At 64.6% G+C, this 24,835-nt stretch carries 27 protein-coding genes and 1 pseudogene; 16 read left to right on the top strand and 12 right to left on the bottom strand.

The annotated features are described in order from the left end of the window. Positions 1–60: 60 nt before the first annotated feature. The 4 genes and pseudogenes from EBN1_RS17280 to EBN1_RS22995 form a co-directional block, all read right to left on the bottom strand. Complete coding sequence (locus EBN1_RS17280) at positions 61–183, bottom strand: hypothetical protein (RefSeq protein ID WP_256469848.1); 123 nt, start codon at positions 181–183, stop codon at positions 61–63. Positions 184–326: 143 nt separating this feature from the next. After that, positions 327–557, bottom strand: a complete 231-nt coding sequence (locus EBN1_RS17275) for a VF530 family protein (RefSeq protein WP_041646548.1) — start codon at positions 555–557, stop codon at positions 327–329. Further along, positions 554–1,039, bottom strand: a complete 486-nt coding sequence (locus EBN1_RS17270) for an acyl-CoA thioesterase (protein WP_011239262.1) — start codon at positions 1,037–1,039, stop codon at positions 554–556. Before EBN1_RS17270 ends, EBN1_RS17275 begins: the two co-directional genes overlap by 4 nt. Before the next feature lie 246 nt (positions 1,040–1,285). Next, positions 1,286–1,525, bottom strand: a pseudogene (locus EBN1_RS22995) (phage integrase N-terminal SAM-like domain-containing protein); the annotation flags it as partial. 213 nt (positions 1,526–1,738) lie between these two features. On the opposite strand from EBN1_RS22995, the gene EBN1_RS17265 reads away from it, so the two are divergent. The 7 genes from EBN1_RS17265 to EBN1_RS17235 all read left to right on the top strand — a co-directional run bounded on the left by EBN1_RS17265 (position 1,739) and on the right by EBN1_RS17235 (position 5,625). Further along, on the top strand, positions 1,739–2,314 hold the full coding sequence (locus EBN1_RS17265; RefSeq protein ID WP_157866647.1) for a hypothetical protein: 576 nt from the start codon (positions 1,739–1,741) through the stop codon (positions 2,312–2,314). 92 nt (positions 2,315–2,406) lie between these two features. Beyond that, positions 2,407–2,709, top strand: a complete 303-nt coding sequence (locus EBN1_RS17260) for a hypothetical protein (protein WP_041646547.1) — start codon at positions 2,407–2,409, stop codon at positions 2,707–2,709. A gap of 37 nt (positions 2,710–2,746) precedes the next feature. Continuing rightward, positions 2,747–3,013 carry a hypothetical protein gene (locus tag EBN1_RS17255; RefSeq protein ID WP_157866646.1) on the top strand — a complete coding sequence of 89 codons (267 nt, stop codon included), beginning with the start codon at positions 2,747–2,749 and terminating at the stop codon, positions 3,011–3,013. Between the two features lie 439 nt (positions 3,014–3,452). Next, positions 3,453–4,577: an ISAs1-like element ISAzo3 family transposase gene (locus EBN1_RS17250; RefSeq protein ID WP_011235911.1), complete on the top strand. Its 1,125-nt coding sequence runs from the start codon at positions 3,453–3,455 to the stop codon at positions 4,575–4,577. Between the two features lie 69 nt (positions 4,578–4,646). Next, positions 4,647–4,901, top strand: coding sequence for a hypothetical protein (locus EBN1_RS17245; protein WP_041646546.1), 255 nt, complete (start codon positions 4,647–4,649; stop codon positions 4,899–4,901). A 221-nt stretch (positions 4,902–5,122) separates the two neighbouring features. Further along, positions 5,123–5,365: a type II toxin-antitoxin system Phd/YefM family antitoxin gene (locus EBN1_RS17240; RefSeq protein ID WP_011239256.1), complete on the top strand. Its 243-nt coding sequence runs from the start codon at positions 5,123–5,125 to the stop codon at positions 5,363–5,365. Beyond that, the gene (locus EBN1_RS17235) at positions 5,359–5,625 is read left to right on the top strand and encodes a Txe/YoeB family addiction module toxin (RefSeq protein ID WP_011239255.1); all 267 of its coding nucleotides are present in this window, start codon (positions 5,359–5,361) and stop codon (positions 5,623–5,625) included. Before EBN1_RS17240 ends, EBN1_RS17235 begins: the two co-directional genes overlap by 7 nt. Positions 5,626–5,736: 111 nt before the next feature. Here the strand turns inward: EBN1_RS17235 and EBN1_RS17230 are convergent, their stop codons facing one another. The 3 genes from EBN1_RS17230 to EBN1_RS17220 all read right to left on the bottom strand — a co-directional run bounded on the left by EBN1_RS17230 (position 5,737) and on the right by EBN1_RS17220 (position 8,087). Then, positions 5,737–6,489: an RES family NAD+ phosphorylase gene (locus tag EBN1_RS17230; RefSeq protein ID WP_011239254.1), complete on the bottom strand. Its 753-nt coding sequence runs from the start codon at positions 6,487–6,489 to the stop codon at positions 5,737–5,739. Beyond that, on the bottom strand, positions 6,486–6,845 hold the full coding sequence (locus EBN1_RS17225) for an MbcA/ParS/Xre antitoxin family protein (protein ID WP_041646544.1): 360 nt from the start codon (positions 6,843–6,845) through the stop codon (positions 6,486–6,488). The genes EBN1_RS17230 and EBN1_RS17225 overlap by 4 nt, the downstream gene beginning before the upstream one ends. Before the next feature lie 84 nt (positions 6,846–6,929). Beyond that, positions 6,930–8,087, bottom strand: coding sequence for a PQQ-dependent sugar dehydrogenase (locus EBN1_RS17220; RefSeq protein ID WP_011239252.1), 1,158 nt, complete (start codon positions 8,085–8,087; stop codon positions 6,930–6,932). Positions 8,088–8,358: 271 nt separating this feature from the next. On the opposite strand from EBN1_RS17220, the gene EBN1_RS17215 reads away from it, so the two are divergent. From EBN1_RS17215 to EBN1_RS17190, 6 genes are all read left to right on the top strand, one after another. Next, on the top strand, positions 8,359–9,111 hold the full coding sequence (locus EBN1_RS17215) for an SDR family NAD(P)-dependent oxidoreductase (protein ID WP_011239251.1): 753 nt from the start codon (positions 8,359–8,361) through the stop codon (positions 9,109–9,111). 8 nt (positions 9,112–9,119) lie between these two features. Beyond that, positions 9,120–9,452: a cupin domain-containing protein gene (locus EBN1_RS17210; RefSeq protein WP_011239250.1), complete on the top strand. Its 333-nt coding sequence runs from the start codon at positions 9,120–9,122 to the stop codon at positions 9,450–9,452. Between the two features lie 77 nt (positions 9,453–9,529). Beyond that, positions 9,530–10,144, top strand: a complete 615-nt coding sequence (locus EBN1_RS17205; RefSeq protein ID WP_011239249.1) for a hypothetical protein — start codon at positions 9,530–9,532, stop codon at positions 10,142–10,144. Between the two features lie 54 nt (positions 10,145–10,198). Continuing rightward, the gene (locus EBN1_RS17200) at positions 10,199–10,894 is read left to right on the top strand and encodes an RNA polymerase sigma factor (protein WP_011239248.1); all 696 of its coding nucleotides are present in this window, start codon (positions 10,199–10,201) and stop codon (positions 10,892–10,894) included. Positions 10,895–11,088: 194 nt separating this feature from the next. Beyond that, positions 11,089–11,667, top strand: coding sequence for a ferritin-like domain-containing protein (locus EBN1_RS17195; RefSeq protein ID WP_011239246.1), 579 nt, complete (start codon positions 11,089–11,091; stop codon positions 11,665–11,667). Between the two features lie 33 nt (positions 11,668–11,700). Further along, entirely contained in the window at positions 11,701–12,075 is a 375-nt protein-coding gene (locus tag EBN1_RS17190) for a c-type cytochrome (RefSeq protein ID WP_041647572.1), read from the top strand. 42 nt (positions 12,076–12,117) lie between these two features. Here the strand turns inward: EBN1_RS17190 and EBN1_RS17185 are convergent, their stop codons facing one another. Beyond that, positions 12,118–12,885 (bottom strand): metallophosphoesterase family protein, encoded by a 768-nt coding sequence (locus EBN1_RS17185; protein ID WP_011239244.1) that lies wholly within the window; start codon positions 12,883–12,885, stop codon positions 12,118–12,120. A gap of 191 nt (positions 12,886–13,076) precedes the next feature. Between EBN1_RS17185 and EBN1_RS17180 the strand changes: the two genes are divergently transcribed. Together EBN1_RS17180 and EBN1_RS17175 are read left to right on the top strand one after the other, a co-directional pair. Next, on the top strand, positions 13,077–13,475 hold the full coding sequence (locus tag EBN1_RS17180; RefSeq protein WP_041646543.1) for a thioredoxin family protein: 399 nt from the start codon (positions 13,077–13,079) through the stop codon (positions 13,473–13,475). Further along, complete coding sequence (locus EBN1_RS17175) at positions 13,468–13,710, top strand: hypothetical protein (RefSeq protein ID WP_011239242.1); 243 nt, start codon at positions 13,468–13,470, stop codon at positions 13,708–13,710. The genes EBN1_RS17180 and EBN1_RS17175 overlap by 8 nt, the downstream gene beginning before the upstream one ends. Before the next feature lie 123 nt (positions 13,711–13,833). On the opposite strand, the gene EBN1_RS17170 is transcribed toward EBN1_RS17175, so the two are convergent. From EBN1_RS17170 to EBN1_RS17155, 4 genes are all read right to left on the bottom strand, one after another. After that, positions 13,834–15,033 (bottom strand): GGDEF/EAL domain-containing response regulator, encoded by a 1,200-nt coding sequence (locus tag EBN1_RS17170; protein ID WP_011239241.1) that lies wholly within the window; start codon positions 15,031–15,033, stop codon positions 13,834–13,836. After that, positions 15,030–19,406 (bottom strand): PAS domain S-box protein, encoded by a 4,377-nt coding sequence (locus EBN1_RS17165; protein ID WP_157866645.1) that lies wholly within the window; start codon positions 19,404–19,406, stop codon positions 15,030–15,032. Before EBN1_RS17165 ends, EBN1_RS17170 begins: the two co-directional genes overlap by 4 nt. Positions 19,407–19,869: 463 nt before the next feature. Continuing rightward, a complete protein-coding gene (locus EBN1_RS17160) occupies positions 19,870–20,100 on the bottom strand; it encodes a SlyX family protein (RefSeq protein WP_241762756.1) in 231 nt (76 codons plus the stop codon). Next, a complete protein-coding gene (locus EBN1_RS17155; protein ID WP_011239238.1) occupies positions 20,093–21,706 on the bottom strand; it encodes an NAD(P)/FAD-dependent oxidoreductase in 1,614 nt (537 codons plus the stop codon). The genes EBN1_RS17160 and EBN1_RS17155 overlap by 8 nt, the downstream gene beginning before the upstream one ends. 315 nt (positions 21,707–22,021) lie before the next feature. Here EBN1_RS17155 and EBN1_RS17150 point away from each other — a divergent pair, with 315 nt between their 5' ends. Further along, positions 22,022–24,784 carry a bifunctional diguanylate cyclase/phosphodiesterase gene (locus EBN1_RS17150; protein ID WP_011239237.1) on the top strand — a complete coding sequence of 921 codons (2,763 nt, stop codon included), beginning with the start codon at positions 22,022–22,024 and terminating at the stop codon, positions 24,782–24,784. The last annotated feature ends 51 nt before the right edge of the window (positions 24,785–24,835 follow it).

Raw genomic sequence — 24,835 nt, 5'->3', positions numbered from 1 at the left:
AGGCAACAAAAAACCGGCTTGACGCCGGTTTTTTTCGTGGTTTGCCGAAGCAAGCCGAAGCTATTTCTTTGCCGACTTGTCCGTCTTCGGCGCCATGATTCCGCCCGCAGCCGGCGGTTCGGGTTTTTTCGGCTGTTTCGGCTTCTTGGCCTCTTTGTTTCCGCGTACCTGACCTTTGGCCATTGTGCTTCTCCTTGCAATGCGTGCGCCGTGAAAGGCGCCGTCACCGCCTTGTTGCCGTTACTGGGTGGCCCCGCCGGCGATACTTGCGAACAACCGGGAACAGGGCACGATCATCATAGACCGTTGTGCACGGGCGCACCGGCTTATCTTCGGCGCGAGCGCAGCACGTGGAGATACAGCGACTCGACCCGTTCGCGCGCCCACGGAGTGCGGCGCAGGAACTTGAGGCTCGACGCGACGCTCGGCTCGTGCTGGAAGCAGCGGATCGGGATCTCCTGTCCGAGTTCGTCCCAGCCGTAATGCTCCACCAGCTCGGTCAGCATGCGTTCGAGCGTGACGCCGTGCAGCGGATTGTTCGCCTGGGTGCCGCTCATGCTGCTGCCGGCCTCAACGCGCGCTGGCGCAGGTCGAATTCATGGCGCAATTCGCGGCGGATCTGCGCGGCGGCGTGACGCCGCAGCTCGTCGGGCGTGGTCGGGACGAGCGGCGGGACCGGGATCGAGCGGCCGTCATCGTCGACCGCGACCATCGTGAAGAAGCAGCTGTTCGCGTGGCGCACGACTTTTTCGCGGATGTTCTCGGCTAGCACCTTGATGCCGACTTCCATCGACGTCTTGCCGGTGTAATTGACGGACGCGAGAAAGCTCACGAGCTCCCCGACATGGATCGGCTGGCGGAACATCACCTGATCCACCGACAGCGTCACGACATAGTGCCCGGCGTAGCGGCTCGCGCACGCATAGGCGACCTGGTCGAGCAGCTTGAGGATCGTGCCGCCATGGACGTTGCCGGAAAAATTGGCCATGTCCGGCGTCATCAGCACGGTCATCGCGAGTTGGTGGTTCGGCAGATGCATCGGCTCTCCTGCAGGGTTCAAGGGCGGTGGATTGCGCGCCGCCCGAGGACCCCAGACGGAAACGGAAGGTTTCGGCGGGACCAATCGGCTGGGCGCGCGACCGATCCGCGTTCGCGGCAGTTTCTCATATCCGGCGGCGCGATGATCAGCCCCGGCAAAGGGTCATCCACCCCCCCGATCAGCCACTGCACTTCCTCGCGGGACATCACCGAAGACCGGCGCGCCGGCCGCTTCGTCCGCGTCGCCTCATCCAGCCATGGCAAGAGGTGCTCCAGCACTCCCGGTAACGAAACAGCGGATCGCCGACAAACCCTGCCCCTGTGTCGTCGGGCTCACGTCGCGCTCAGCTCCGCGCGAGGACCGAAAAGCCTCTCCCTCCTGCTTTCCCATGCCCTTTGGATGGCGCCGACCGGGCTGAATGATGTATCTTTTGACCCAGCCGACATACGCCTGCCCAGTACGGAGGTTGTAGTGCTTCAGCCGCCGCCGATCCCGAAAAGATCAAGCAGCCGTGGCGCAGTCGTACCGAGAGACCGGATGGCTTGTTCCATGTTATTGGGCAAAATACTAAATGGATATACACGTCACACCTGCCGGAACAAGGGCTTGCCAGTCAGTCCCGGCTTATCCGACACGCCCAATAACACTTTTACGCAGACACCTGGTGTCGACCATATGTTAGCCATACGGGGTATCCAAATGGATTTCTGCGAAGCTTCTGAGATCGCCAAGAAAAATCCCGGGGCAGTGATGACTCGGGACAGCACCGGCACCTTCATTGTTCAGCTCGGAGATGGCCGCGTCATTGGCGCTACCAGTAGCGGTCACTCGACCGCACACGATGATTCATTTCGAGAAGAAATTGCAGAGCTGAGAGATCGGCTGGTAGAGAAGGACTCTATCATCGAGAAACTTGAAACCGAGACTAAAGCGTTACGCAACGACATTGAAAATGTCATTTCAACTCGACTGGAATCCGAGAAATCAAGATTGGCGAAAATTCGGGAAGAGTTTTCCTTGCAGAGATCTACATTCGAAGAAAAAACAAAAGATGTTCAAGCCCGCTTGCATAAACTTGATTTGCTTGAGAAAACATATCGCGAGCGCTTTGGTGAGGTCGAAATCAAAATCGTAAAGGAATCAGTGGAATCAAGGGGCGTCTGCCAGAGATGTGGTGGTGATGGTGGCGTAAGAGGCGGTTGCCAAAAATGTGATGGCAGTGGCTGGGTGCTGTCCACCGAAACAACATTTCGTGAAGTTGGAGAAATCAAATAAAAAATCGGCTAACCCGGCAGTCCACACGGACGCTGCGCGATAAAGCCGCGCAGCGTCGGTGGCTTCTACGTTGAGCCTCAAGGAGGACTTAGATGAGAATGCTACTTGCGATAACTTTCTGCCTTTCATTACTTGGCTGCGTAAAGACCCCGGATGTAACCATGGCGCAATGCGAGAACGAGGCGCAAAAAATCACCGTAGGTATGGTCTCCAATGACCCCGGTCTTCGTTCCCAGCTGGAAGAGCAGCGAGCCGAGCTCATAAGGAGTTGCATGGCTTCGAATGGCTTCAAGTTCAATGTCGGCAAGTATCAGTCCGACATTACAAAAATTCCTCTCGACCAATGGGTTGATTTTAAGAAGAGCGCAATCACTAAATCCAGCTACTGGGAATGATCTCCGTCAGGAATCATTAAGGCTGCAGCACGCTTATATGGTCGACGAAAACATGGCTTTATTGCTCAATCAAGCCGGTCTGGTACTCGGTTTTCTTGGCTCTATTGTACTTGCCCTGTCGGGAACGGTAGGTGTAATCGGGAAGAATGGTTCGATAATCTTTACGGGTCTTGACCCGATGGAACCGAGCGACCGGAATATCGAGAGAGTCAAAAGATCACATCGACGTAACCGCATTTACACTCCGCTCGGGTGGGGAATGCTTGCAGCGGCATTCCTTCTTCAATTTGCCGCCACTTTTTGAATTCACGCTCAAACATGATACCAACTCGCGCCGATGCCCAATCCATCATTCCACCGGGCACTGCGTGCAAGCGACAATAGGGTCAGCGACAATAGGGTCAGGTCTTGCAATATGGCATAGTAACGCAGCACAGCCCAGTGCTCGGACGCAAGACCCCATCTGTGCATTGCGTTACGCCCGCATTGCCGATGCTCAAGGAGTTAGCATTAAAGTTGAATGTGCCCTTGGTGAACTCGAACGGCAATGTATTCAATACAAGGTAACTTGGAAGCCTCATCATCAAAAGCATTCTTGGCCTCGCGGAAGCAGGGGTAGAGCACAGGGCAATCGCACCTAAAATGCATAACCGATACAGGTAAACCGTTTACGATCATGCGCTTAGCGAGCCCCTGTTCACAACGTCATATTTTGTGTAGCTTACTGTCTTTTTGGGACGCCCATGAAGACAGGCCAGTTGATGCCCGTGAGCGAAGTGTTCGTGTCGGTACCCGACCCGCGCAGCAAGCGTCAGGCCCGGCACGATCTGTCCGAGTTGCTGACGGTGGCGGTGTGCGCGGTGCTGTGCGGGGCGAACGATTTCGTGGATGTGGCGCTGTGGGGCAAGTCCAACCTGGCCTGGCTGCGCAAGTTCCTGAAGCTCAAGGCGGGCGTGCCCTCGCATGACACGTTCTGCCGGGTGCTCGCGATGATCGATCCCGCGGCCTTCGAGGCGGCCTTTCTGCGCTGGGTGGGCGTGCTGGTGCCGGCGCTGGCGCCGGACAGCGTGGTGGCCATCGATGGCAAGACCAGTCGGCGCAGTGGCGGCAAGGATACGTCGGGGCCGTTGCACATGGTCAGCGCCTTTGCCGCCGGGATGGGTCTGGTGCTGGGGCAGCGCGCCATCGATCAGAAGAGCAACGAGATCACGGCGATTCCCGAGTTGCTCGCCATGCTGGCGCTCGAAGGCACCATCGTCACGATCGATGCGATGGGCACCCAGGCAGCGATTGCCCGCACCATCCGTAGTCGTGGCGCAGACTACGTGTTGTGCGTCAAAGACAACCACCCCACGCTGACCGACTCGATTCTGCTCACCCTGGCCGGCGTGGCGGAAAAGATCGCGCCGGCTTCGCATTTCGAAGAACAAACCAAGGGCCACGGCCGCGTGGAGGTGCGCCGCTGCTGGGCCTATGATGCGGTCAGCCAGTTGTACAAGTCCGAGCAGTGGGCCGGGCTGCAATCGTTTGCGCTCGTCGAGCGCGAACGCACCGTCGACGGCAAGACCAGCGTCGAGCGCCATTACTACATCAGTTCCCTGCCCGCAGATGCCGCCAGAATCGCGCAGGCCGTGCGCAGCCACTGGGCGGTCGAAAATCAGCTTCACTGGTCGCTCGATGTGCAGTTCAACGATGATCAGTCCCGTGTGCGCCGAGGCTATGCGGCCAACAACTTCGTGGTGCTGCGCCACATCGTACTGAACCTGCTGCGCCACAACACCACCCGCAAGGCCAGCATCAAGTCCAAGCGACTGCTCGCCTGCATGGAGGATGACTTTCGCGAAGAGTTACTTGGGTTGGCCATTTGAGCGCCTCGGGTTATGACAAGACGGTGCAATTGCCCTGGGGTAGAGCAGCAGCACGGCGTTACCGCAGCGGTGGCGCAGCAGAAGACTAAGGAGAATGTGCGCTCAATAGCGGAGGTGAGCTACGAGGGGCTGACGATTCGTGAGATGGAGACTGGGACAATCGAGGTGGAAAGCCAGGGAAAGTTATTGACCCCGGCGATGAGAGTACTTCGAGAACTGGCTATCCAACTGCAACTAGCGATCACAAACTCGCAAGGCAACCCGTACAACATGCGTCAACTAGGCAAAGTCGTGATCGAGAAAATCAAGGATCGGCGAGGGTGAGGCCGAACAACACGCTGCACCCGACGTCTGTGCCTTCGCGGCTTCGCCGTTCCAGCAGGGCCGCGAGTGAGCGTGAGGGTTGCACCCGACTCGCTACGGCTGGCTTCGCTCTGTCTCCAAGAGCAGGTGAACTCAAACGTTGGGCCTCTTGCTGCGCTTGCAGAGTCACTTGACACACGTACGCCATCGCGTACCATAAAGCCTCTTTGGAGGTGCGCGAAATGAACACACTTACCGCCAGCGAAGCCCGGGCAAATCTTTACCGGCTCATTGATCAAACAGTTGAGTCTCATGAGCCAATCATCATTACCGGAAAACGCAACAGTGCCGTGCTTCTCTCCGCAGAAGACTGGAGCGCAATTCAGGAAACTCTGTACCTGCTAGCCGTACCTGGCATGCGTGAGTCCATCAAGGCTGGGATGGCCGAACCTCTCGCAAAAAGCTCGAAGGAGCTTAAGTGGTAAGTTGGGAAGTCGTTTATGCCAGGCAAGCACTGAAGGATGCAAAGAAACTTGCTGCAAGCGGTCTTAAACCAAAGGCGCAAGAACTCCTCGCGGTTCTTGCCGACGACCCATTTAAAAATCCACCTCCCTTTGAAAAATTGGTCGGTGATCTTGCCGGTGCATACTCTCGTCGCATCAATATTCAACACCGCATCGTGTACGAAGTCTTTGCCAACGAGAAAACGGTTCGCGTCCTGCGTATGTGGACGCACTATGAATGAGAGGCCCAACCGGCCATTCCACCGGACCTGTCAGGTGGCTGGCGTGCGACAGCCCACCCATCATTCGAGCGAACCTGCGCGAAAAGTCGCCCAGGCCGCTCAATTCAAACGCTATACCGCCGGCATCGGCAGCTCGCCCGCGACGAGGAACTGCCAGAGCGGGAAGCGATGCACGAGCCGCTCTTCCTGGCAGTAGAAGCGCACTTCGCCGGCGTCCGTTTCCGCGAGCCACGCCTGCATGAAGTCCGGCCGCCGGGCGGCAAGCGCCATCGGAGTGAATAGCGCGACGTTGAGGCCGCCGGCCGGGTCGCGCGCGGAGACGTATTCGAAAGCTTCGACGCCGGCTTGCCGCATCGCCGTGCCGAGTCGCTGGGTCGCGGCGTAATTCGCGGGGTCGGTGAGCTGTTCACGCCACCGATCGAACGGCGGGCATTGCAGTTGCACGCCGCGGGCGCAGCGCCACGGCGCGCCGAACAGCGTGTGCTGGGACGCCAGGGGGGACGCCGGCGCGACGGTCATGCCGTGCCAGAAGACGAAGCGGTAATAGGCCGACTCGGCCAGCACCGTTGCCGTATCGAACGCCGCGTAGAACAGGCTGGGCTCGAAGTGCCCGCCGAAACGCGAGCCGTGGCGCAGCGGCGGATAACGGAACGGGGTGGCCAGCAGGTAATGCAGGCCGCGGGCCGCGTGCGGCAGCGGCGGCTTCGAGCTTTCCAGCAGGGATTCGAGGAGCGCCTGTTCCTCGAGGGTATCGACGAGGCGGTTCGTCGCGATCTGCTCCTGGCTCTCGACGAGCCGCACGAGATTGCCTGCGAGCTCGACGACCGGCGCTTCTGCGCCGACCGCCGCCCAGATGTCCGTCACAGCCGGCCGCGGATCGCGTCGAGGTATTCGACGACGCGCAGCAAACCCTGGACGGTGCGAATCTGCTCGGCCGGGACGCCGCCGACGTGGTGGTTGTCGGTGTGCATCCAGTGCTTCATCTGCGCGGCGTCGCCCCCGACGAGCGCGAACAGCGCGCGATACGCGCGGATCAGCAGCAGCGCGAGCTCTCCCGCCTTGCTGTCGGGGTCGATGCCGTTGCGGCTGATCGCGGTGCGGTCCTTGCCGATGACCACGCCCAGCGCCGCCTGCGTCAGCCCCATTTCCTTGCCGGCGTTGAGCAGGGCCTTGGTGACGACCTGTGTCGCATCGGGTTTGCGAAGGGCGGCAACGCTCATGGCGGGTGATCCTCGATAAGGTGCATAAGCTCATTCTGGCCTTACTTTGATGTGTTTGCAACATCAACGTGAGGCCGTGCGGGGTCAGCCCGGATCGAGCCGGAGAATCCGCCCATCGCTTTCGTCAAGCAGATACAGCTTCCCATCCGGTCCCTGCCGCACGTCCCGGATGCGCTTGCCCAGCTCGGTCAGCAGGCGTTCTTCACGGGTGACGCGGGTACCGTCCAGTTCCAGCCGGGTCAGCAGCTGCGCGCGCAAGGCGCCGACGAACAGGCTCCCTTTCCACGCGGGAAAAGCGTCGCCGGTGTAAAAAACCATCCCCGACGGCGCGATCGACGGGATCCAGTAATGCACCGGAGGTTCGATGTCGGCGCGCTCGGTGCCTTCGCCGATCTTCGTGCCGGTGCCGTAGTTGCGGCCGTACGTGATCACCGGCCAGCCATAGTTGCGTCCCGGCTTGATGACGTTCACTTCGTCGCCGCCCTGCGGGCCATGCTCGTGCGCCCACAGCACGCCCGTTTCCGGATGCAGCGCCGCGCCCTGTACGTTGCGATGGCCGTAGGACCAGATTTCGGGCTGCGCGCCCGCCTTGCCGACGAAAGGATTGTCTGGCGGCACGCTGCCATCGGGCCGGATGCGGACGATCTTGCCGAGATGGCTGTCGAGCTCCTGCGCCTTGTCGCGATACGAAAAACGTTCGCCGAGCGTGACGTAGAGCAGCCCGTCGCGGTCGAACACCAGCCGCGATCCCCAGTGATTGCGCCCCGAAGGGTCGTCGTTCTGCGCAAAGATCACTTTCACCGCGGAAAGGCTCAGGCCTTCGACATCGAGCTCGGCACGGGCCACCGCGGTGCGCGCTGCGCGCCGCGTCGGTTCGGCGTACGAGAAGAAGATCGTGCGGTCGTCGGCGAAGCGCGGACTCAGCACGACATCGAGCAGACCGCCCTGCCCGCCGGCCTGGACTTCGGGCACGTTCTTCAGCGGCGCCGACAGCTTGCCGTCCGGCGACACGATGCGCATGCGCCCAGGCCGCTCCGTCACCAGCATCCGGCCGTCCGGCAGGAACGCCAGGCTCCACGGGATCTCGAGCCCGCGCGCGACCTCGACGACTTTCACCGCTCCGGCTTCGCTGCGGACGGTCTCCTGCGCCAACGCGGCATGGAAGTTCGCCGCGAGGCCGACGAACGCGACGAACGACGACACGGACGCGGAAACAACGAGCAGGCGGCGGATCGGAAGCATCGGGTTCTCCTCGGCGTGGGGGTTTCCATTGGATCGGAAAGGGCGCGGGCTCGGTAAATGACATCGTCGAGCTCGGGCGAGTTCAGAAACCATTCCATGCGCGACGGTTCCATCGCCGCGGCAGCGGGAACGCGAGGGGCGCGCACTGGTCATGTTATTTGATCGAAGCAACAGTCGGATGCCGACGATTGATGCATATCAATGAGGGCCGCGGCGCGGACAGTGATGCTTGCCCACTCCGTAACGACAGAAAACCGGTGAGGATCCGAACATGAAAGGACGTCTGGAAGACAAGGTCGCGGTCGTGACCGGGGCGAGCAGCGGCATCGGCCGCGCGATCGTCGAGCGCTACGTCGCCGAAGGGGCGAAAGTCGCCGCGTTCGGCCGCAACACCGAGGCGCTCGACGCGCTCGCGGCTGCACACGCCGGGAAAGTCGTCACGGTCAAGGGCGACGCCACGTGCGCCGAAGACCTGCAGCGCCTCGTCGACGAGACGCTCAAGGCGTTCGGCGGGGTCGATATCGTCGTGCCGAACGCCGGTATCGCCCGGGTCGTGTCGTTCGAGGACAGCACGCGCGAAGCTTTCGAGACGCAGTTCTCGGTGAACCTCTTCGCCGCGGCCGAGACGGTGCGCCTGTTCCTGCCGCATATCCGCCGCGGCGGCTCGGTGCAGTTCATCACCACTTTCCTGACGCAGGTCGGTTTCCCCGGCCTCGCGATCTACAGCGCCAGCAAGGCGGCGCTGAAATCGTTCGCGCAGACGCTCGCGGCGGAGCTCGCGCCGAGAGGAATACGCGTCAACTCGATCGCGCCGGGGCCGATCGCCACGCCGCTGTGGGGCACCGTCGGCCTGCCGCCGGACGTGCTCGGCGCAGTCGCCGGGCAGATCAACTCACGACTGATGACGGGCGAGTTCGGCAAGCCAGAAGACATTGCCGAGACCTCGGTGTTCCTCGCGTCGGACGGCGCGAAGAACATCTACGGCCAGGACATCGTCGTCGACGGCGGCTATACCATCGGTTAGGAGACATCATGGCCATTTCGCACGCCGCTTCCGGCGAACTGATCGACATCACGCCGCTCGGCGAACGCGTCCGCGACACGGTGTCGTCGACGCTCATCAGGGCCGAGCACTTCGAGGTCTTCCGGCTGGTGCTGCCGGCCGGCAAGTCCACGCAGGAACACCGCGCCGCCGGCCTGATCACGATCCAGTGCCTCGAAGGCGTCGTCGAACTCGACTCGCACGGCCAGGCGCAGACGCTCACCCCCGGCACGCTGGTCTATCTCGCCGATGCCGAGCCCCACGCGGTGACCGCGCTCGAAGATGCCTCGCTGCTGATCACGATGCTGCTGCACCGCGCGTGACACGCCACCCCTCGGCGGCCGGCCGGGCCGTGCCGCCGATGCCATTTTTCCCGAACCCACGATTCCATGGAGCAGCAATGCAATTTCCCGATTTTTACCGCGCAGTGCCGCGACTCAAGGTGCGCGACGCGCTGGCCGCTTTCCTCGGCGCTGCCGAAGACGGCGTTATCGAATACGGCTACGAGGACGCCGTGAAGCTCGCCGGGCATTCGTGCCCAACGGTCGGCTCGGCCTATCTTCTCACCTGCCATGCGCTGACCGCGCTGTACCCCGATGAATTGCCCCAACGCGGCGGAGTGCGCGTCGAGTTCCGCAACCGCTTCGAGGACGGCGTCACCGGCGTGATTGCGAGCGTCGTGACGCTGCTGAGCGGTGCGGCGCAGGACGGCGGCTTCAAGGGCCTCGCCGGACGCCACGTGCGTCGCGGGCTGCAGCAGTTCGCCGTCGACCTGCCGCTGGCGCTGCGTTTCACGCGCCTCGACACTGGCGTGGCGGTCGACGCCGAAGCGGACCTCTCGACGATTCCGGCCGACCCGGCGATGCCGTCGCTGATGGCGCGCTGCCTGATGGGCGAAGCCGACGCGGACGAGCAGCGGCAGTTCGGCGCGTTGTGGCAGGACCGCGTGCGCCGCATCCTGCTCGATCACGGCAATGATCCGGAAGTGTTCCGCATCCATCATCCATCCGCGTAACCTTTCGGGGGGCGGCATCATCCAATGGTCGGATGAATCGATGGAGTCCCGATCATGACCGATGTCGTCACCGCCCCGTCTCCGCTTCCGGCCGCCCGGGATTCCGAACTGGTCGCACACGTTCTGCACGGCGAGCCGGGCGCGCTCGAACGGATGATGCGCGCGAACAATCGCCGCTTGTTCCGCACTGCCCGCGGCATTCTGCGCGACGATGCCGACGCCGAGGACGCGGTCCAGGAGGCCTACGTCAGCGCCTACCGGGCGCTCGCCGACTTCAAGGGCGAGTCGAGCCTGTCGACCTGGCTGACGCGCATCGTCGTGAACAAATCGCTCGAGCGGCTGCGGTCCAGGTCGCGTTCGGGTGGACTCGCGGAGGACTCCGCCGCATATGACGAGAGGCAAACCGCACCGGCGGAAACACCGGAAGCGATGGCGATGCGGCGCGAACTGCGACGCGTGATCGAAAGCTCGATCGACCGTCTGCCCGACGGCTGCCGCGCGGTGTTCATGCTGCGCGCGGTCGAGGAATTGAGCGTCACCGAAACGGCCGCGAGCCTCGGGATGTCGGAAGGGGCCGTCAAGACCGCGCTGTTCCGCGCACGTCATCTGCTGCGCGACACGATCGGCCGCGAGATCGGCCCGACGATCGACGAATTCTTCTCGTTCGACGGCGCCCGCTGCGACCGCCTCGTCGCCGCAGTGCACCGGCGCCTGGAACTCGCCTTCGAGCAGGCACCGCCGCCCGGCTGACCCGTCGCGGCCGCGCACCGGCAGCATCGGCACATCGTCCGCTTTCCGGTTCCTGCGCGGATTCGGATTCCGGGAAGCTGGACGAAGCCTGCGAGCCGCCGCCTCGAACCCCGTCCGGATTTCCTTTTCCTTCCCCGCTGATGCGTCGCCCGACGCATCGAGCGATCGTTCGACCTCAAGAAACGGAGCCCATCATGAAAATCGACCACCCTTCCCTGCTGATCGTCCCGAGCCGCCGTCGTTTCCTGCACGGTAGCGCGACCCTGTCGGCCGCAGCGGTCGCGCTGCTCGCCGGCCGTCCTGCCCTCGCCGCCCAGGCGGACACGCGCCAAGGCGATCCCGCCGCGGACGCGCGCATCCTGAACACGGCGCTCGCCGCGGAGCACGAAGCGATCGCCGCGTACCAGCTCGGCGCCGGCAGCGGGCTGCTGCGTGCGCCGATGCGGGACCTGGCGCTGCAGTTCCAGGGTCATCACAAAGCCCACGTCGACCTCCTTGCGCAGACGGTCACGAAGCTCGGCGGCAAGCCGGCCGAAAGCAGGCAGAAGTACGATTTTCCGGTCGCCACCCTGAAAGCCGAGGCGGATGTACTGCGTTTCGCCTCCGGACTCGAACAGGGAGCGGTAAGCGCCTACCTCGGCGCCGTGCCGCTGTTCGCCAACCCCGATCTCGCGAAGGCCGCTGCCAGCATCCTCGGCGATGAAGCGATGCACTGGGCGATCCTGCGCCAGGCGCTCGGCGAAGACCCGGTGCCGTCGGCGTTCGTGTCCTGAACGGTCACGACGATGCTGCGGCCGTCGTGCTGGATGAGCGTGCTGGTTGTGCTGGCATCCGCCTCATCGTCCGGGGCGGCAGGCACGGCGCTGCGCGGCGAGGAAATCTATGCACGCTGCCTCGCCTGCCACGCGCTCGCCTACAACCGCACCGGCCCGCGCCATTGCGGACTGTTCGGCCGGCGAGCGGGCAGCCTTCCCGACTACGGATATTCGGATGCGATGCGGGAGTCCGGCATCGTCTGGGACGCGGCAACGCTCGACCGATTTCTCGCGGCGCCGACCCGGGTCGTACCCGGCACGACGATGGGCTACGCAGGCATCCCCGATCCGGCCGAGCGCGCCGCGCTCATCGAATGGCTGCGCGAGACCTCGCGCCCCGGCACGGCCTGCCCGGAAAATCCGTGACGGAATCCCTGCCGAACCCGGACCGTTGAACGGTGGGCAGGCTTACTCCGGGACGATCACCGTCAGCGCCGGGTCGAACCGCGGGTTCTCGTTCACGCCGTCCTTGCCATAGCCACGCGGGTTGCACAGCACGCGCGTCGCACCGATGCGGTAGTCGTGCGAATCATGGACATGACCGTGGATCCACAGCGCCGCGCCCGACGCGGCGACGAGTTCGTCGAGGTCGGAGACGAACGCCGGCGTGATCGGCGAATCGGCGTATTTGGGATGCACGCTGTGCGTACACGGCGCGTGATGGGTGACGACGACCGTCGTTCCGTCGTGGGGCGCCTGCAGCGCGGTGCGCAGCCATGCGGAGGCGCGATCGAACAGTTCGGCGGACAGCGCCGGCGTGAACAGCTCGGGCGCGTCGTCATCGATGCGGACGCGCGAAAAATCGTACATCAGCCGCGTCGCCTCCGCTCTCGACTGCTGCTGGCGTTCGGCTTCCGCGAACAGCCGGAAATCGCTCCACAGCGTGCAGCCGAGAATGCGCACCCGGCCGAACACCGCGGCGCCGCAGTCGAGGATGCGGACGTTGCTCCCTTCGGCCGCGGCACGCAGCCTTTGCCCGACGCCCGCCAGGCTGCCGCCGTAGTACTCGTGGTTGCCCGGGATATAGACGACCGGCTGCGGAAACTGCCGCGCCCACGCGATCGCCCGCTCCGGGCGTGCGATGTCGCCTGCGAGGACCACGATGTCGGCATCGGTGAGCGCAGGCTCCATCTCGGCAACGTTCAGATGCAGGTCGGACAGGATCTGGATTTTCATCGCGCTCTTCCTCGGTGCGGCCCGCTGTCGCGGGCTGGGGATACTCCTGAAACTCTGCGGTAACGACGGATCGAGTGCAAGCCCATCCGCGACGTCTGCGAGATGGCCGCGGCAGGCGGCCGTCGCGCGCGGAATATGCTAGCCTCAGCCGGTACGCGCTCACGCGCGATGACCGACTGACAGCCTTCCCGATGGACGACCAACCGCTTCCCGAACTCCTCGTCGCCTGCCTGTGTGCCGACTGGTGCGGCACCTGCCGCGACTATCGCACCGGCTTCGAAGCTCTCGCCCGCGTGTGGCCGCACGCCGGGTTCCACTGGGTCGACATCGAGGACGACGCCGACTGGCTCGGCGACCTGGACGTCGAGAACTTCCCGACGCTGCTGATCCAGCGCGGCGAGCTGGTGCTCTTCTTCGGCACGCTGCTGCCGCAGCACGTGTTCCTGCAGCGCACCCTCGAAACCTTCGCCGCCTTCGACGACGAAGAAGCGCGCACCTATGCGTTCGCGAACGAAGAGCGCCGCGCGTGGCAGCGCGACTGCAACTTCCGCGCAGCGCTGCAGCGCCGCAGCGCTGGGCACGATGCGTGATGCGCAGCGCAGCGAACCGATGACCAGCCAGCCGCTCGACCGCAAGCGCTGCCTGTCCTGCAAGCGCTGGGGCGGCAAGCGCCATCCCGGGAGCGAACCCGGCAGCGTCGAATATGACGAGAACGACGACAAGGGGCCGTGCATCGAAGGGCCGTGGCACGGCTCGCTGCGCGGCCCGCGCAATGCCTGCGGCCAGTGGGTGATGTGGAGCGCGCTCGAATCGTCGGAACGTTGAGCGCGCGGGCAGCTTCGAGCTGTGGGGCGAATTCGTCCTCGATCGAGTCGATCCACAGCATCAGCGGCTCGACCGCCTCGGCGGCAACGTCCGTTGCAACGAGAATCCGCGCGCGACCATTCATCACCCGAAGTCCAGGAATGTCGACCGCCGCACTTCCCAGGCGGCGAGCCAGTCCGGAATCTGCTCGGGCGGCAGAGCCTTCGAGATGAACCAGCCTTGCGCCAGTTCACAGCCACTATTGCGCAGGAAGTCCCAGTCCTCCCTGTCCTCGACCCCTTCGGCGACCGTCTTCATGCCGAGCTGGCGTGCCATCCGCAGGCTCGCCTCCACGATCGCCCGCAGCGAGGCGTTGCGCCAGGCGCCATGCACGAAGCCGCGGTCGACCTTCAGTTCGCTGAACGGAATGTCACGCAGCTGGGCAAGCGAGGAGTGCCCCGTGCCGAAGTCGTCGATCGACAATCCGATGCGCTTGAGCCGCAGGCGCGCGAGCACTTCCAGCGGCGCCAGCCGATTCTTCATCAGGCGGCTTTCCGTAACCTCCAGCAACAGGCCACTGGCCGGGATGCCCGCTTCGTCCAGCGCGCACTCGACGAAGTCGGGGAAGTCCAGCGAGACCAGATTGTCCATCGACACGTTGACCGCAACCTGCAGCGGGAACCCGTCGTCGCGCCATTTCCGCGCGTGGCACAAGGCGGCGCGCAGCACCGAGCGCGTGAGATCGTTGATCAGTGAACTCTCTTCGGCGAGCGGAATGAACTGATCGGGAAAAATCAGCCCGTCCTCGGGATGCCGCCAGCGCACCAGGGTCTCGAACCCGGCGACGGCTCCCGATGCGAGGTCGACCTTGGGCTGGTAGTGGTTGACCAGCTCGCCGTCGGCAATCGCCCGCCGCAGCCGCTCCTCGGAGTAAATCTTGCGCTCGGCGCGCGCCAGCGCAGGGCTCTGCGCCACGCCGCCAGCGAGGACCTCCTTCAGCCTGTCGATCAACACCGGTTTGTTCAGTGCGCCGAGTACCGTCAGCCTGTGGGCGCTGGCAAGCTTCGCCGCGGTCTGCACGACCCGCTCGTCCTCGCCGCTGATCAGGACCAGACCACCCGTATAACCGACGCGCACCAGGTGACGGACGAATTCGACCCCGTCCATTTCAGGCATCTGGAGATCGCAGAAGATCAAATCGGGACTTTCACCCGGCGTCCCCATCATCGACAACGCCTCCTGCGCGCTCGCGCAGGGCTGCACGCGTTCGAATCCCAGACGTCCGAGCTGGTGCATGAGGAGCTTTCGCGCGAACGGTTCATCATCGATCACGAGTATGTTCATTGCGTACCCCCGGCTGCGGAAATCGGTTCGTTCAACAGCTTGATCACATGAGTTTCCGTCGTGCGGACCACATCGTCATACCGGCTCATCTCCTGCTCGAACGCGACCCGGTCGCCAGTGATCACCGCGCTTTCGATGCGGTTGCACAGATCCCCGAGGGCCAGCGCACCGACGGCGCGCGACGAAGACTTGAGCTTGTGGGAGCTGGCTGCAACCGCGCCGCGGTCACCGTCGGAAAACGCCGTCCGGGTCTCGGCGGCCAGGCTCCTTGTGGATGCGAGATAGTCGCCCAGGAACTCGCGAATGACTTGCGGATCATCCCCGATCAGTCCGTTCAGCACCGACACATCGAGGATTGGCAACGTGCATGCGACGGCGTCCGGCGCAGCATCGGGCGGGACCTGCGCCGTTTCAGCAAGCGCTGTCTCCTGTCGCGGCAGCCATCGGTCGAGATGCGCGCCGAGCACCTCGAGCCTGACGGGTTTGGTCAGATACTCGTCCATCCCCGCTTCACGCGCTCTCCGCGATTCGGACTGCAGCGCGTTTGCCGTAAGCGCCACGATCGGAATGCGCGCCGCCTCCCCTTCCGCCTGCCGGATCGCCTCCGTGAGGCGATAACCGTCCATCTTCGGCATATGCAGGTCGGTCAGGATCAGCGCATAGGTCCCACGCCGCCACATCTCCAGCGCTTCGGCCCCATCGCCGGCGATCTCGGCGGCGTGGCCGAGCAGCGCGAGTTGTTCGAGGATCACTTTCTTGTTGATCGGATCATCCTCGGCGACGAGGATCAGGCGCCCGTGCTCGCGTGCCTCGTCGATGGTCGGCGCGGTCGTCGACGGCAGCACGGCGCGTTCGGCAGTTCCAGCGTGGATGATCTCGGGCGACGCCCGCCCGGCGGCAACCGCGACGGCGCGCAGCAGGGACTGCCGCCGCAGCGCATTGCCGTTGAGCATGACGACCTGGCGATCCTTGATCCGCGGACGCCGGCGCCTGCCACGCGTGATCCGCACGCGGGCTGCGCCGCTCGCAGGCACCGTCCCGTCGGTTTCCGTGTTCTTCCCTTCTCGGGCAAAGTCGATCAGGACCACCGGGGCGGCGAGGCTCGCTGCCTTCACGCCGGCTGCCGCCTCGTCATCCACCCGGAACACGCTTGCCCCCGCATCCTCGAGATATACGCGAAGGTCTTCGCTGTTGATTTCCGGGCTGTCGATCACGACGCAATTTATTCCGCGGACTTCGGGCAGAATCGGCGCCGGCTGTTCGTCGGACAGCACGAACGGGATGGTGACGGTGAATGTCGATCCCTGTCCGGGTTCGCTGCGAACCTTGATTCCTCCCTCCATCAGATCGACGAGCCGCCTGCAGATCGCAAGTCCGAGACCGGTTCCACCGAAACGGCGAGTCGTCGAGGCTTCCGCCTGCGTGAAGGGGTTGAACAGTTCCTCCACCTTTTCCGGATCGATGCCGATGCCGTTGTCCACGATCGAGACGGCGAGCTGCAAGGGCACGACGTCCGCGACCGCGACGCGGACCGCCACTCGGCCCCGCACATTCTGACGACCGGCGGAGAATTTCACCGCGTTGCCCACGAGGTTGTATAGAACCTGCCGTAGCCGCACCTCGTCGGCCTCCACGCGCTCGGGGACCTCCGGCGAGACGAATACCGACAGATCGACGTCGAGCCGGGCCGCCAGCGGAAGAAGCGAACCGGCCAGGCTTTCGACGAGATCTCCGATCGATACTGGCCGGACGTCGAGTTTCAGTCGACCGGCCTCGATCTTCGAGAAGTCGAGGATGTCGTCGATGATGCGCAACAGCGTGGATGACGATCCGCAGATCGTTGCGACGAGATCGGCCTGATGCTCCGACAGCGAGGTGCGCGCCAACACTTCGATCAGCCCCATCACGCCGTTCATCGGGGTGCGGATCTCGTGGCTCATCGCCGCCAGGAAAGCGGATTTCGCCCGACTTGCCTGCTCCGCGTCTTCCCGCGCCCGCGTCAGTGCCGCGATAAATGCCTTGCGCTCGCTGATGTCCCGCAACGTGCCGACGAAGAACTGCTCGTCGCGCACGCGGTACTCGGCGACACTCAGCTCCATCGGGATCCGGTGTCCGAGCTTGTGCTGCCCCTCCACCTCGCGAGTGCTTCCGATGACGTGTCTTGCACCGGTATCGAGGTAGCGCGCCAGGTAATCGTCATGCCGCTCCCGCTCCGGAGAAGGCATCAGCAGCGAGACATTGCGTCCGATGACCTCGCCGAGCGGGTATCCGAACACCGCTTCGACCGCTGCATTCGCCCCTTGGACGATCCCTTGCGCATTGATGGTCACGACACATTCGATCAGATTGTCGAGCACCGCTCGAATCTCGTCCTTCTTGGCACCGAGGGCTTCCAGTGCCGCTTCGCGTTCGTCGACGCGATGCACAAGTTCAGCGTTGAGCGTGCGCAGGTGCCGAGCGTTCTCGCGTCGCTGCGTCGTGTCGATCGCGGTCACGAACATCAACCCGCCTGTTCGGGGCACTGCCTTCCATTCCAGCCAGCGCCAGTTTCCGTCCTTGCAGCGATAGCGATTCTCGAAACCGACTGTCGTATGCCCTGCGGCGACCCTTGCGGCATCGGCGCGCGTCCCCTCCACATCGTCCGGATGGACGAAATCGAGATAGGGCCGCGACAGGAATTCCTCATTGCTCCACCCGAGCGTCCGGGCGAAAGCCGGATTCACACGCTTGAAGTAACCATCGATACCCACGATACCGAGCAGATCGACAGACTGTTCGAAAATGCGGTCGCGCTCGTCTTCCGCGGCCAGACGAGCGTCGAGGGCCCGCGTGAGCTCGGCGGTCTGCTCCGCCACCTCCCTCTGGATCGCCGCCGTGTGTCCCGCGTTGCTCAGCGCGATATAAGCCACGAGGACGGCCGCCAGAACCGAAAATGCAAGATAGATCTCCTCCTCGCCGTGAGTATCGACGTATCCGGTCGGCGCTTTAGCCGCCAATTCCAGACTCCACGTCCGTCCGCCAAACCCGATTTCCTTGCGCAAAGTCGGGGCGACCCCCGCCGGCATTTCATCGAGCAAGATCTGCGCAGGTTCGCCGGACGTCACATCCGATACACGAAAACCGATGCTGCGCGTATGCGCGGCCTCGGCGAGCGGGATGAACAGCTTTTCGACGTCGAAGACACCCACGACATGGCCCAGCAGATCGCGGGGCCCGGCCCGCGCCGCAGCGTCCCATGAAGCGCGCGCCACATCGTGCACCGGCTGAAAAACGAGCAGCGACAGGCGCTTCGTCCGCAGCAGCGGCACTCCGCGGACCGTGTGAGCCTCGCGGCTTTGCCGCGCCTGCTCCATCGCGACACGTCGATGCGGATCGTAGCCGTGGTCGAGTCCCAGGATGCTCCGCCCCGCTTCCCTCGGCGCGCTGTACAGAACGGGGAAGTATTCCGGTCGCCCTGTGGCGGGCCGCGTGTTGCCGTCGTCGCCGGGCTCGAAAATACGGAAATCACGCCCCCCCTCGGCGCGGACCGCCCGTTCGAAACTCTCGCGCTCTTCCGCTAGTACGCGGGGCGCCCAATCGATCGACACCACCGCCGGATGCCGCGTGATCCAGACCGTGAAAGTCTCGAATTCGTCCCTCGTCACAGCCGAACTGGCGCTCACGAAGCGTTCGACGCCTTCGAGCGAGGCGATGACCTCAGGCAGCAGAAGAAAACCGATTTCGAACACCTCGTCCATCCGCTGGGCGATCTCGGTGCGTTCGCGTTCCTTCCACAGCCGATCGACCGTGAAGCTGCCGGCGGAGAAGAGTGCGGCCGCGAGAACCAGCAGGATCGAAATCCTCCCGCCCCCGCTCCGGCGTATCCAACCGCGCAGCGGCCCCGGCCACGCCAGCAGCACCAGCGGTGCGAACAGCAACACGCCCAGCGTATCCCCCGCCCACCATGTCAGCCACTCGCTCGGCCCGGCCGCCGGGGCAATGCGTTCGAAGGCGAGCAGCGCGGCGACGGCAATGCTGGACGCCACCAGCGAGGCCAGCGGCCCGGTCAGCAGGACGAGGCGTGCGATATCCCGGTTGCGTGCCGGAAACGATGACGAACGCAGGCAGCGTCTCGCGAGGCAGACGCCGAGCAGCGCCTGAAGCGTCATGCCGCTGGCACCGAGCGCGGCAACCAGCGCGCCGCTAGTCGTGCGATCCGGTAGAAGAACGATCACGAAGGCGCCGAGCCAGACGCCGGGCCAACAACGCGCGCCCCACACCAGCAAGGCCGCCAGAGCGAAACCGGCCGCGGGCCACACGGGTGACGAATAGCCGGACGACTGTGTCAGTGCGCGCGCGAACAGGCCAACCGCGATATACATCGCAGCAAGCACAACGATCCTCGACGAGAGGGCCACAGGCCCCACGGTACTGGCGGAGGCGGTTTGTTCTGCCGGTATGTCGGCGATCGCAGTCATCAGGGCTGAATCAAAGGAATCGGAGCCGGTTTGCCGCCCGGAACCGGCCCTCGGGACGCACCTCACGGACCGGGGCGAACGGAGGATCCGAAATGGCACCATTCCTTGGGGTCATTACGGACGAAACGACCGATACAGATGGCAGGAAGAACTTGACTTGATGATATCATCCAAGGCCCAGCCACCCTTGTGGCGTACGTCACTCAACGGCTGTATTTACTCGTGCAGCACCGGCCCGGAAATATTCCCCGGCCACGAGTTTCACGCACAAATCCTTCGCGTCACCGGTCATGCCATCATCACCGATGTCGGCCCCGCACCGTCCTGCGCTTCGCACAAGATCGACAGCTCCGCCCCGACGGAGTGCCGGCGAATGGCTTCAGTAATGCGGCGGGATCTCGTCCCGCAGGTCGCGCGGACGATCGGCCGGAGAACCCCCCGCTAGCTGCCGCGCCAGTTCGAGAACCTGCTGCTGGAGGCGGTCGAGCTGCTGCTGCTGCCGGTACACGGCCAGGTTCAGCTCCTCGAGCAGATCCTCGGACAGCGCGATCTTCGTCTCGATCTTCGTCAGGCGTTCGTCCATCTCTTTCCCCTCGTCGCCGTCATGCATTGACATGCTCCCCGAGCAGCGCGCTGGCGAGCGCTTCGGCGACGCGAATCCCGTCGACGCCCGCCGACAGGATGCCGCCCGCGTAGCCCGCGCCCTCGCCCGCCGGATAAAGACCTTTCACGTTCAGGCTCTGGCAGTCGGCGCCGCGCGTGATGCGCAGCGGCGACGAAGTGCGCGTCTCGACGCCGGTCAGCACCGCGTCGCGCATCGAGAAGCCCCTGATCTGGCGCTCGAACGCCGGCAGCGCTTCGCGCACGGCGCCGATCGCATAGTCCGGCAGGCTGGTCGCGAGGTCGCCGAGCTTGACGCCCGGCTTGTACGACGGCTCGACCGAGCCGAGCACCGCCGACGGCTGGCCGGCGATGAAGTCGCCGACGAGCTGCGCCGGCGCGACGTAGCCGCCGCCGCCGAGCTCGAACGCGCGCGTTTCCCAGCGCCGCTGGAACTCGACGCCGGCGAGCGGCCCGCCCGGATAGTCGGCGGGCGTGATGCCGACGACGATGCCGGCGTTCGCGTTGCGCTCGTTGCGCGAATACTGGCTCATGCCGTTGGTGACGACGCGCTCCGGCTCGGAGGTCGCCGCGACGACCGTGCCGCCCGGGCACATGCAGAAGCTGTAAACGGAGCGGCCGTTCTTCGCGTGATGCACGAGCTTGTAGTCGGCGGCGCCGAGCAGCGGATGGCCCGCGTTCGGGCCGAAGCGGGCTTTGTCAATCAGCGACTGCGGATGCTCGATGCGGAAGCCGATCGAGAACGGCTTCGGTTCCATGAACACGCCGCGCGCATGCAGCATCCCGAACGTGTCGCGCGCGCTGTGGCCGAGCGCGAGCACGACGTGGTCGCAGCGGATCTCCTCGCCGGACGCGAGCGTCAGCCCGCGCACGTGGCCGTCCTCGATCAGCACGTCGGCAACGCGCTGCTGGAAGCGGATCTCGCCGCCGAGCGCCTCGATGTCATGGCGCATCGCCTCGACCATGCCGACGAGGCGAAATGTGCCGATATGCGGCTTCGCAACGTACAGGATCTCTTCCGGCGCGCCGGCCTTGACGAACTCGGTCAGCACCTTGCGGCCGTAATGCTTCGGGTCCTTGATCTGGCTGTAGAGCTTGCCGTCCGAGAACGTCCCGGCGCCGCCCTCGCCGAACTGGACGTTCGATTCGGGATTCAGCACGTTGTTGCGCCACAGCCCCCACGTGTCCTTCGTGCGTTCGCGCACCGCCTTGCCGCGTTCGAGGATGATCGGCCGCAAACCCATCTGCGCGAGGATCAGCCCGGCGAAGATGCCGCACGGGCCGAAGCCGACGACGACCGGACGGTTCGCGAAGCCTTCCGGCGCGCGACCGACGAAGCGGTAGTTCGTGTCGGGCGTCGGCCCGACGTGGCGGTCGCCGGCGAACCGGCGCAGCAGCGCGGCCTCGTCGCGCACGACGACATCCACGGTGTAGATCATCGTCATCATTGCGACCTTGCGCGCATCGTAGCTGCGCCTGAAGACGATGACTTCGCCGAGGTCGCCGGCGGCGATGCCGAGCCGCTCGACGATCGCAGCGCCCAGCGCCTCGGGCGGATGATCGAGCGGCAGCCTGAGTTCGGTGAGTCGCAGCATCGGGGAATCCAGTGTCCAGGTTGTAACGGGTCGGCGAAGGGGCCGGGACGACCACGCGGGGGGTCGCCGGGAGGGGGCGATTCTAAACGGGATCGCTGCGGGCCAGAACGTCGCGTGTTCCAGCCGGACCGAGCAGCACCTTCCCATGCGCATTCGCCGCTCTCGGGATTGGCGAACACGGCAGGTTTGGCATACAGTGCGCGGTCGGGGCACCTACCACTTTAGTCGTATGGTTTCTGCCGGCTTGGCGCCCCCGGACTACAGTGATGACGACGTCTGCCCGCTCTGTCGCAGTCGTGTCGTGGAGGTTACGAGATGCGCCCTCAGGCTCCGCGCCGCCGCACGATCCGTTCGACGGTCGTACTCCTCGTCGTCGCCTGCATCCTGCCCGCCTGGCTGCTCGCTGCCATCGTCATCTACCTGTCCTACGAACGGGAACGGGCAGCCGTTCTCGACCAGACGCGCGAGGCCACCCACACCCTGCTGCGGCTCGTCGAACGGGACATCGCGGCAAACCAGGCTGCCCTGGAAACCCTCGCGGCGTCCGAGGACATCGACCGCAGCGACCACACCGAGTTCTACCGCCAGGCAAAGGAAGTTCTTCGCCACACCGCCGGGTTCACGATCGTGCTGACGGACGCTTCGGGACGGCAGCTCCTGAACCTCCTGCAGCCTCTGGGTTCGCCGTTGCCGCAGCATGCCAATCCGGCATTGCTGCGCCGCGTCTTCGAAACCGGCCTGCCCGTGGTGTCGGGCGTCTATATCAGCAGGGTGTCGCGAACTCATGTCGTGAGCCTGGAAGTCCCGGTCATCCGCGATGAAAAGGTCCTCTACAGCCTGGGCCTGCGCATCCAGCTGAAACACCTCGGTGAGCTTCTGCAGCAGCAGGGGCTGCTGCCCGGGCGGGTCGCAGTGCTCCTCGACAGCGAAGGCCGGCGGCTCGCGCGAAACCCCATGGACGAGACACTGATGGGGCAGAAGACGTTCCCCGCCTTGCTCGAGGCAACCCAGCGCGAAACGGAAGGCGCGATCGAGAGCGTCTCGCTGCAGGGCATACCTTTCGTGAGCTTCTTCTCGCGTTCCGCCCCCTACGGGTGGACGGCGGCGGTCGGCGTTCCGCAGAGCGCGCTGACCGCGGGGCTCGCGGAATCACTGCGCCAGTATGCCGTCGGCGCACTGGCGCTGCTGCTCGGCGGGCTCGCGCTCGCGGGCCTCCTCGGCCGCAGGATAGCCCGCCCCGTGCAGGCCCTCGTCGCCCCGGCGCTGGCGATCGGCAGGGGCGAGCCGGTTTCGCTCCCGCCGCTCGCACTCGAAGAAGCCGACGAAGTGGGCCGCGCGCTGGCCCAGGCGCAGGAACTGCTGCACCAACGCGAAGCGGACCGCGCGCAAGCGGAGGAGAAGCTCGCCCTCGCCGCGACGGCGCTCGACTCCGCGGTGGAGGGCGTGGTGATCGCGCGCGGCGGGCGAATTGCGACCGTGAATCGCGCGTTCACGTCGATCACCGGGTATCGGTCGGCGGAAGTGATCGGCCAGCCGCTCGCGATACTCCTCGCGGAAGCCGAAAAGACGCACCGCAACGACCGGCGCCGCGCGATGTGCGAAACTGGGCAGTGGCAGGGCGAAGTCCACGGCCGGCGGAAAAACGGCGAGATGTATCCGGCGTGGAGCAGCATCAGCAGGGCCGCGTACGGGTCGGACGAGATGATCCTCGTCTGTGTTTTCTCCGACATCTCGGCGGCGAAGCAGTACGAGGCCCGCCTTCAGCACCTCGCTCATTACGATGCGCTCACGGAACTGCCGAACCGCCTGCTGTTTCGCGAGCGCCTCGCCGACATGCTGGTCCGCGCCGAGCGACACGGGAACATGCTCGCGCTGCTGTTCATCGACCTCGACGGCTTCAAGCCGATCAACGACACCCTCGGGCACGCGGCCGGAGACGAACTTTTGCGACGCGTCGCGGAACGCCTCGGCGGCTGCGTGCGCGCGAGCGACACGACAGCCCGGCTCGGTGGCGACGAATTCGCCGTCCTGCTCGACGAGCTGCGCTCCCCCGAGGAGGCCGGCATCATCGCCCGCAACATCCTCGATACCCTTGAGCGGCCCTACATCCTGGCCGGGCAACCTCAGTGCCAGTACATCTCGGCGAGCATCGGCATCGGCTGTTATCCGTCCGACAGCCTCGACGCGGAAACGCTGCTGCGCCAAGCCGACATGGCGATGTACCGCGCCAAACAGGAAGGCAAGAATCGTTACCGCTTCTTCGCACCCGAAATCAACGCCCAGGCGAGCGAACGGCTGTTCATGGCGAACAGCCTGCGCGCGGCGCTCGACCGCGACGAGCTCAGGCTGGTGTTCCAGCCCTGCATGGACTTCGCGACACTCGAAGTCGCCGGTGTCGAAGCGCTGGTGCGCTGGGAGCATCCGCAAAAAGGGACGATCCTGCCGTCGCGCTTCATCTCGCTCGCCGAAGAGTCCGGGCTCATCGAGCCGATCGGCGAATGGGTGCTGCGGGAAGCGGCGCGCCGCGTGCGCGAGTGGAAGAACGCGGGAATCTTCGCCGGCAGGGTCGCGGTGAACCTGTCGCCGCGGCAGTTCCGCCGCAGCGATCTCGCGAGCCGTCTGCTCGTGGTGCTCGACGAAGCCGGCCTCGCGCCCCGTGATCTCGAACTCGAGGTCACGGAAGGGATGATCATGGAACATCCCGAGCGCGCGGTCGTCGTCCTAACCGAACTCGTCGCAGCCGGAGTGAGCATCAGCATCGACGATTTCGGCACCGGCTACTCTTCGCTCGCCTATCTCAAGCGTTTTCCCGTCCACAGCCTCAAGATCGACCGCTCGTTCGTCAGCGGCCTGCCCGGCGACCGCAATGACCGCTCGCTCACGCGCGCCGTCGTCGCCGTCGCCAAAAGCCTCGGGCTGTCGGTCGTCGCCGAAGGCGTCGAGCACGCCGGGCAAGTCGATTTCCTGCGCCGGATCGGATGCGATTTCGCGCAGGGCCATTATTTCTCCCGCCCGCTCGATCCGGCCGCGCTCGGCGCTTTCCTGCGCGAAGCGCGGACTCAGGAAGCACATTCCTGACACTCGGGCTGCCGGACCCGCCAAGGCACCCTGCGTCGCGGTTCGCCGGGC

This window comes from Aromatoleum aromaticum EbN1, assembly GCF_000025965.1.
GTDB lineage: Bacteria > Pseudomonadota > Gammaproteobacteria > Burkholderiales > Rhodocyclaceae > Aromatoleum > Aromatoleum aromaticum.
This window is presented reverse-complemented; position numbering and strand designations above follow the sequence as displayed.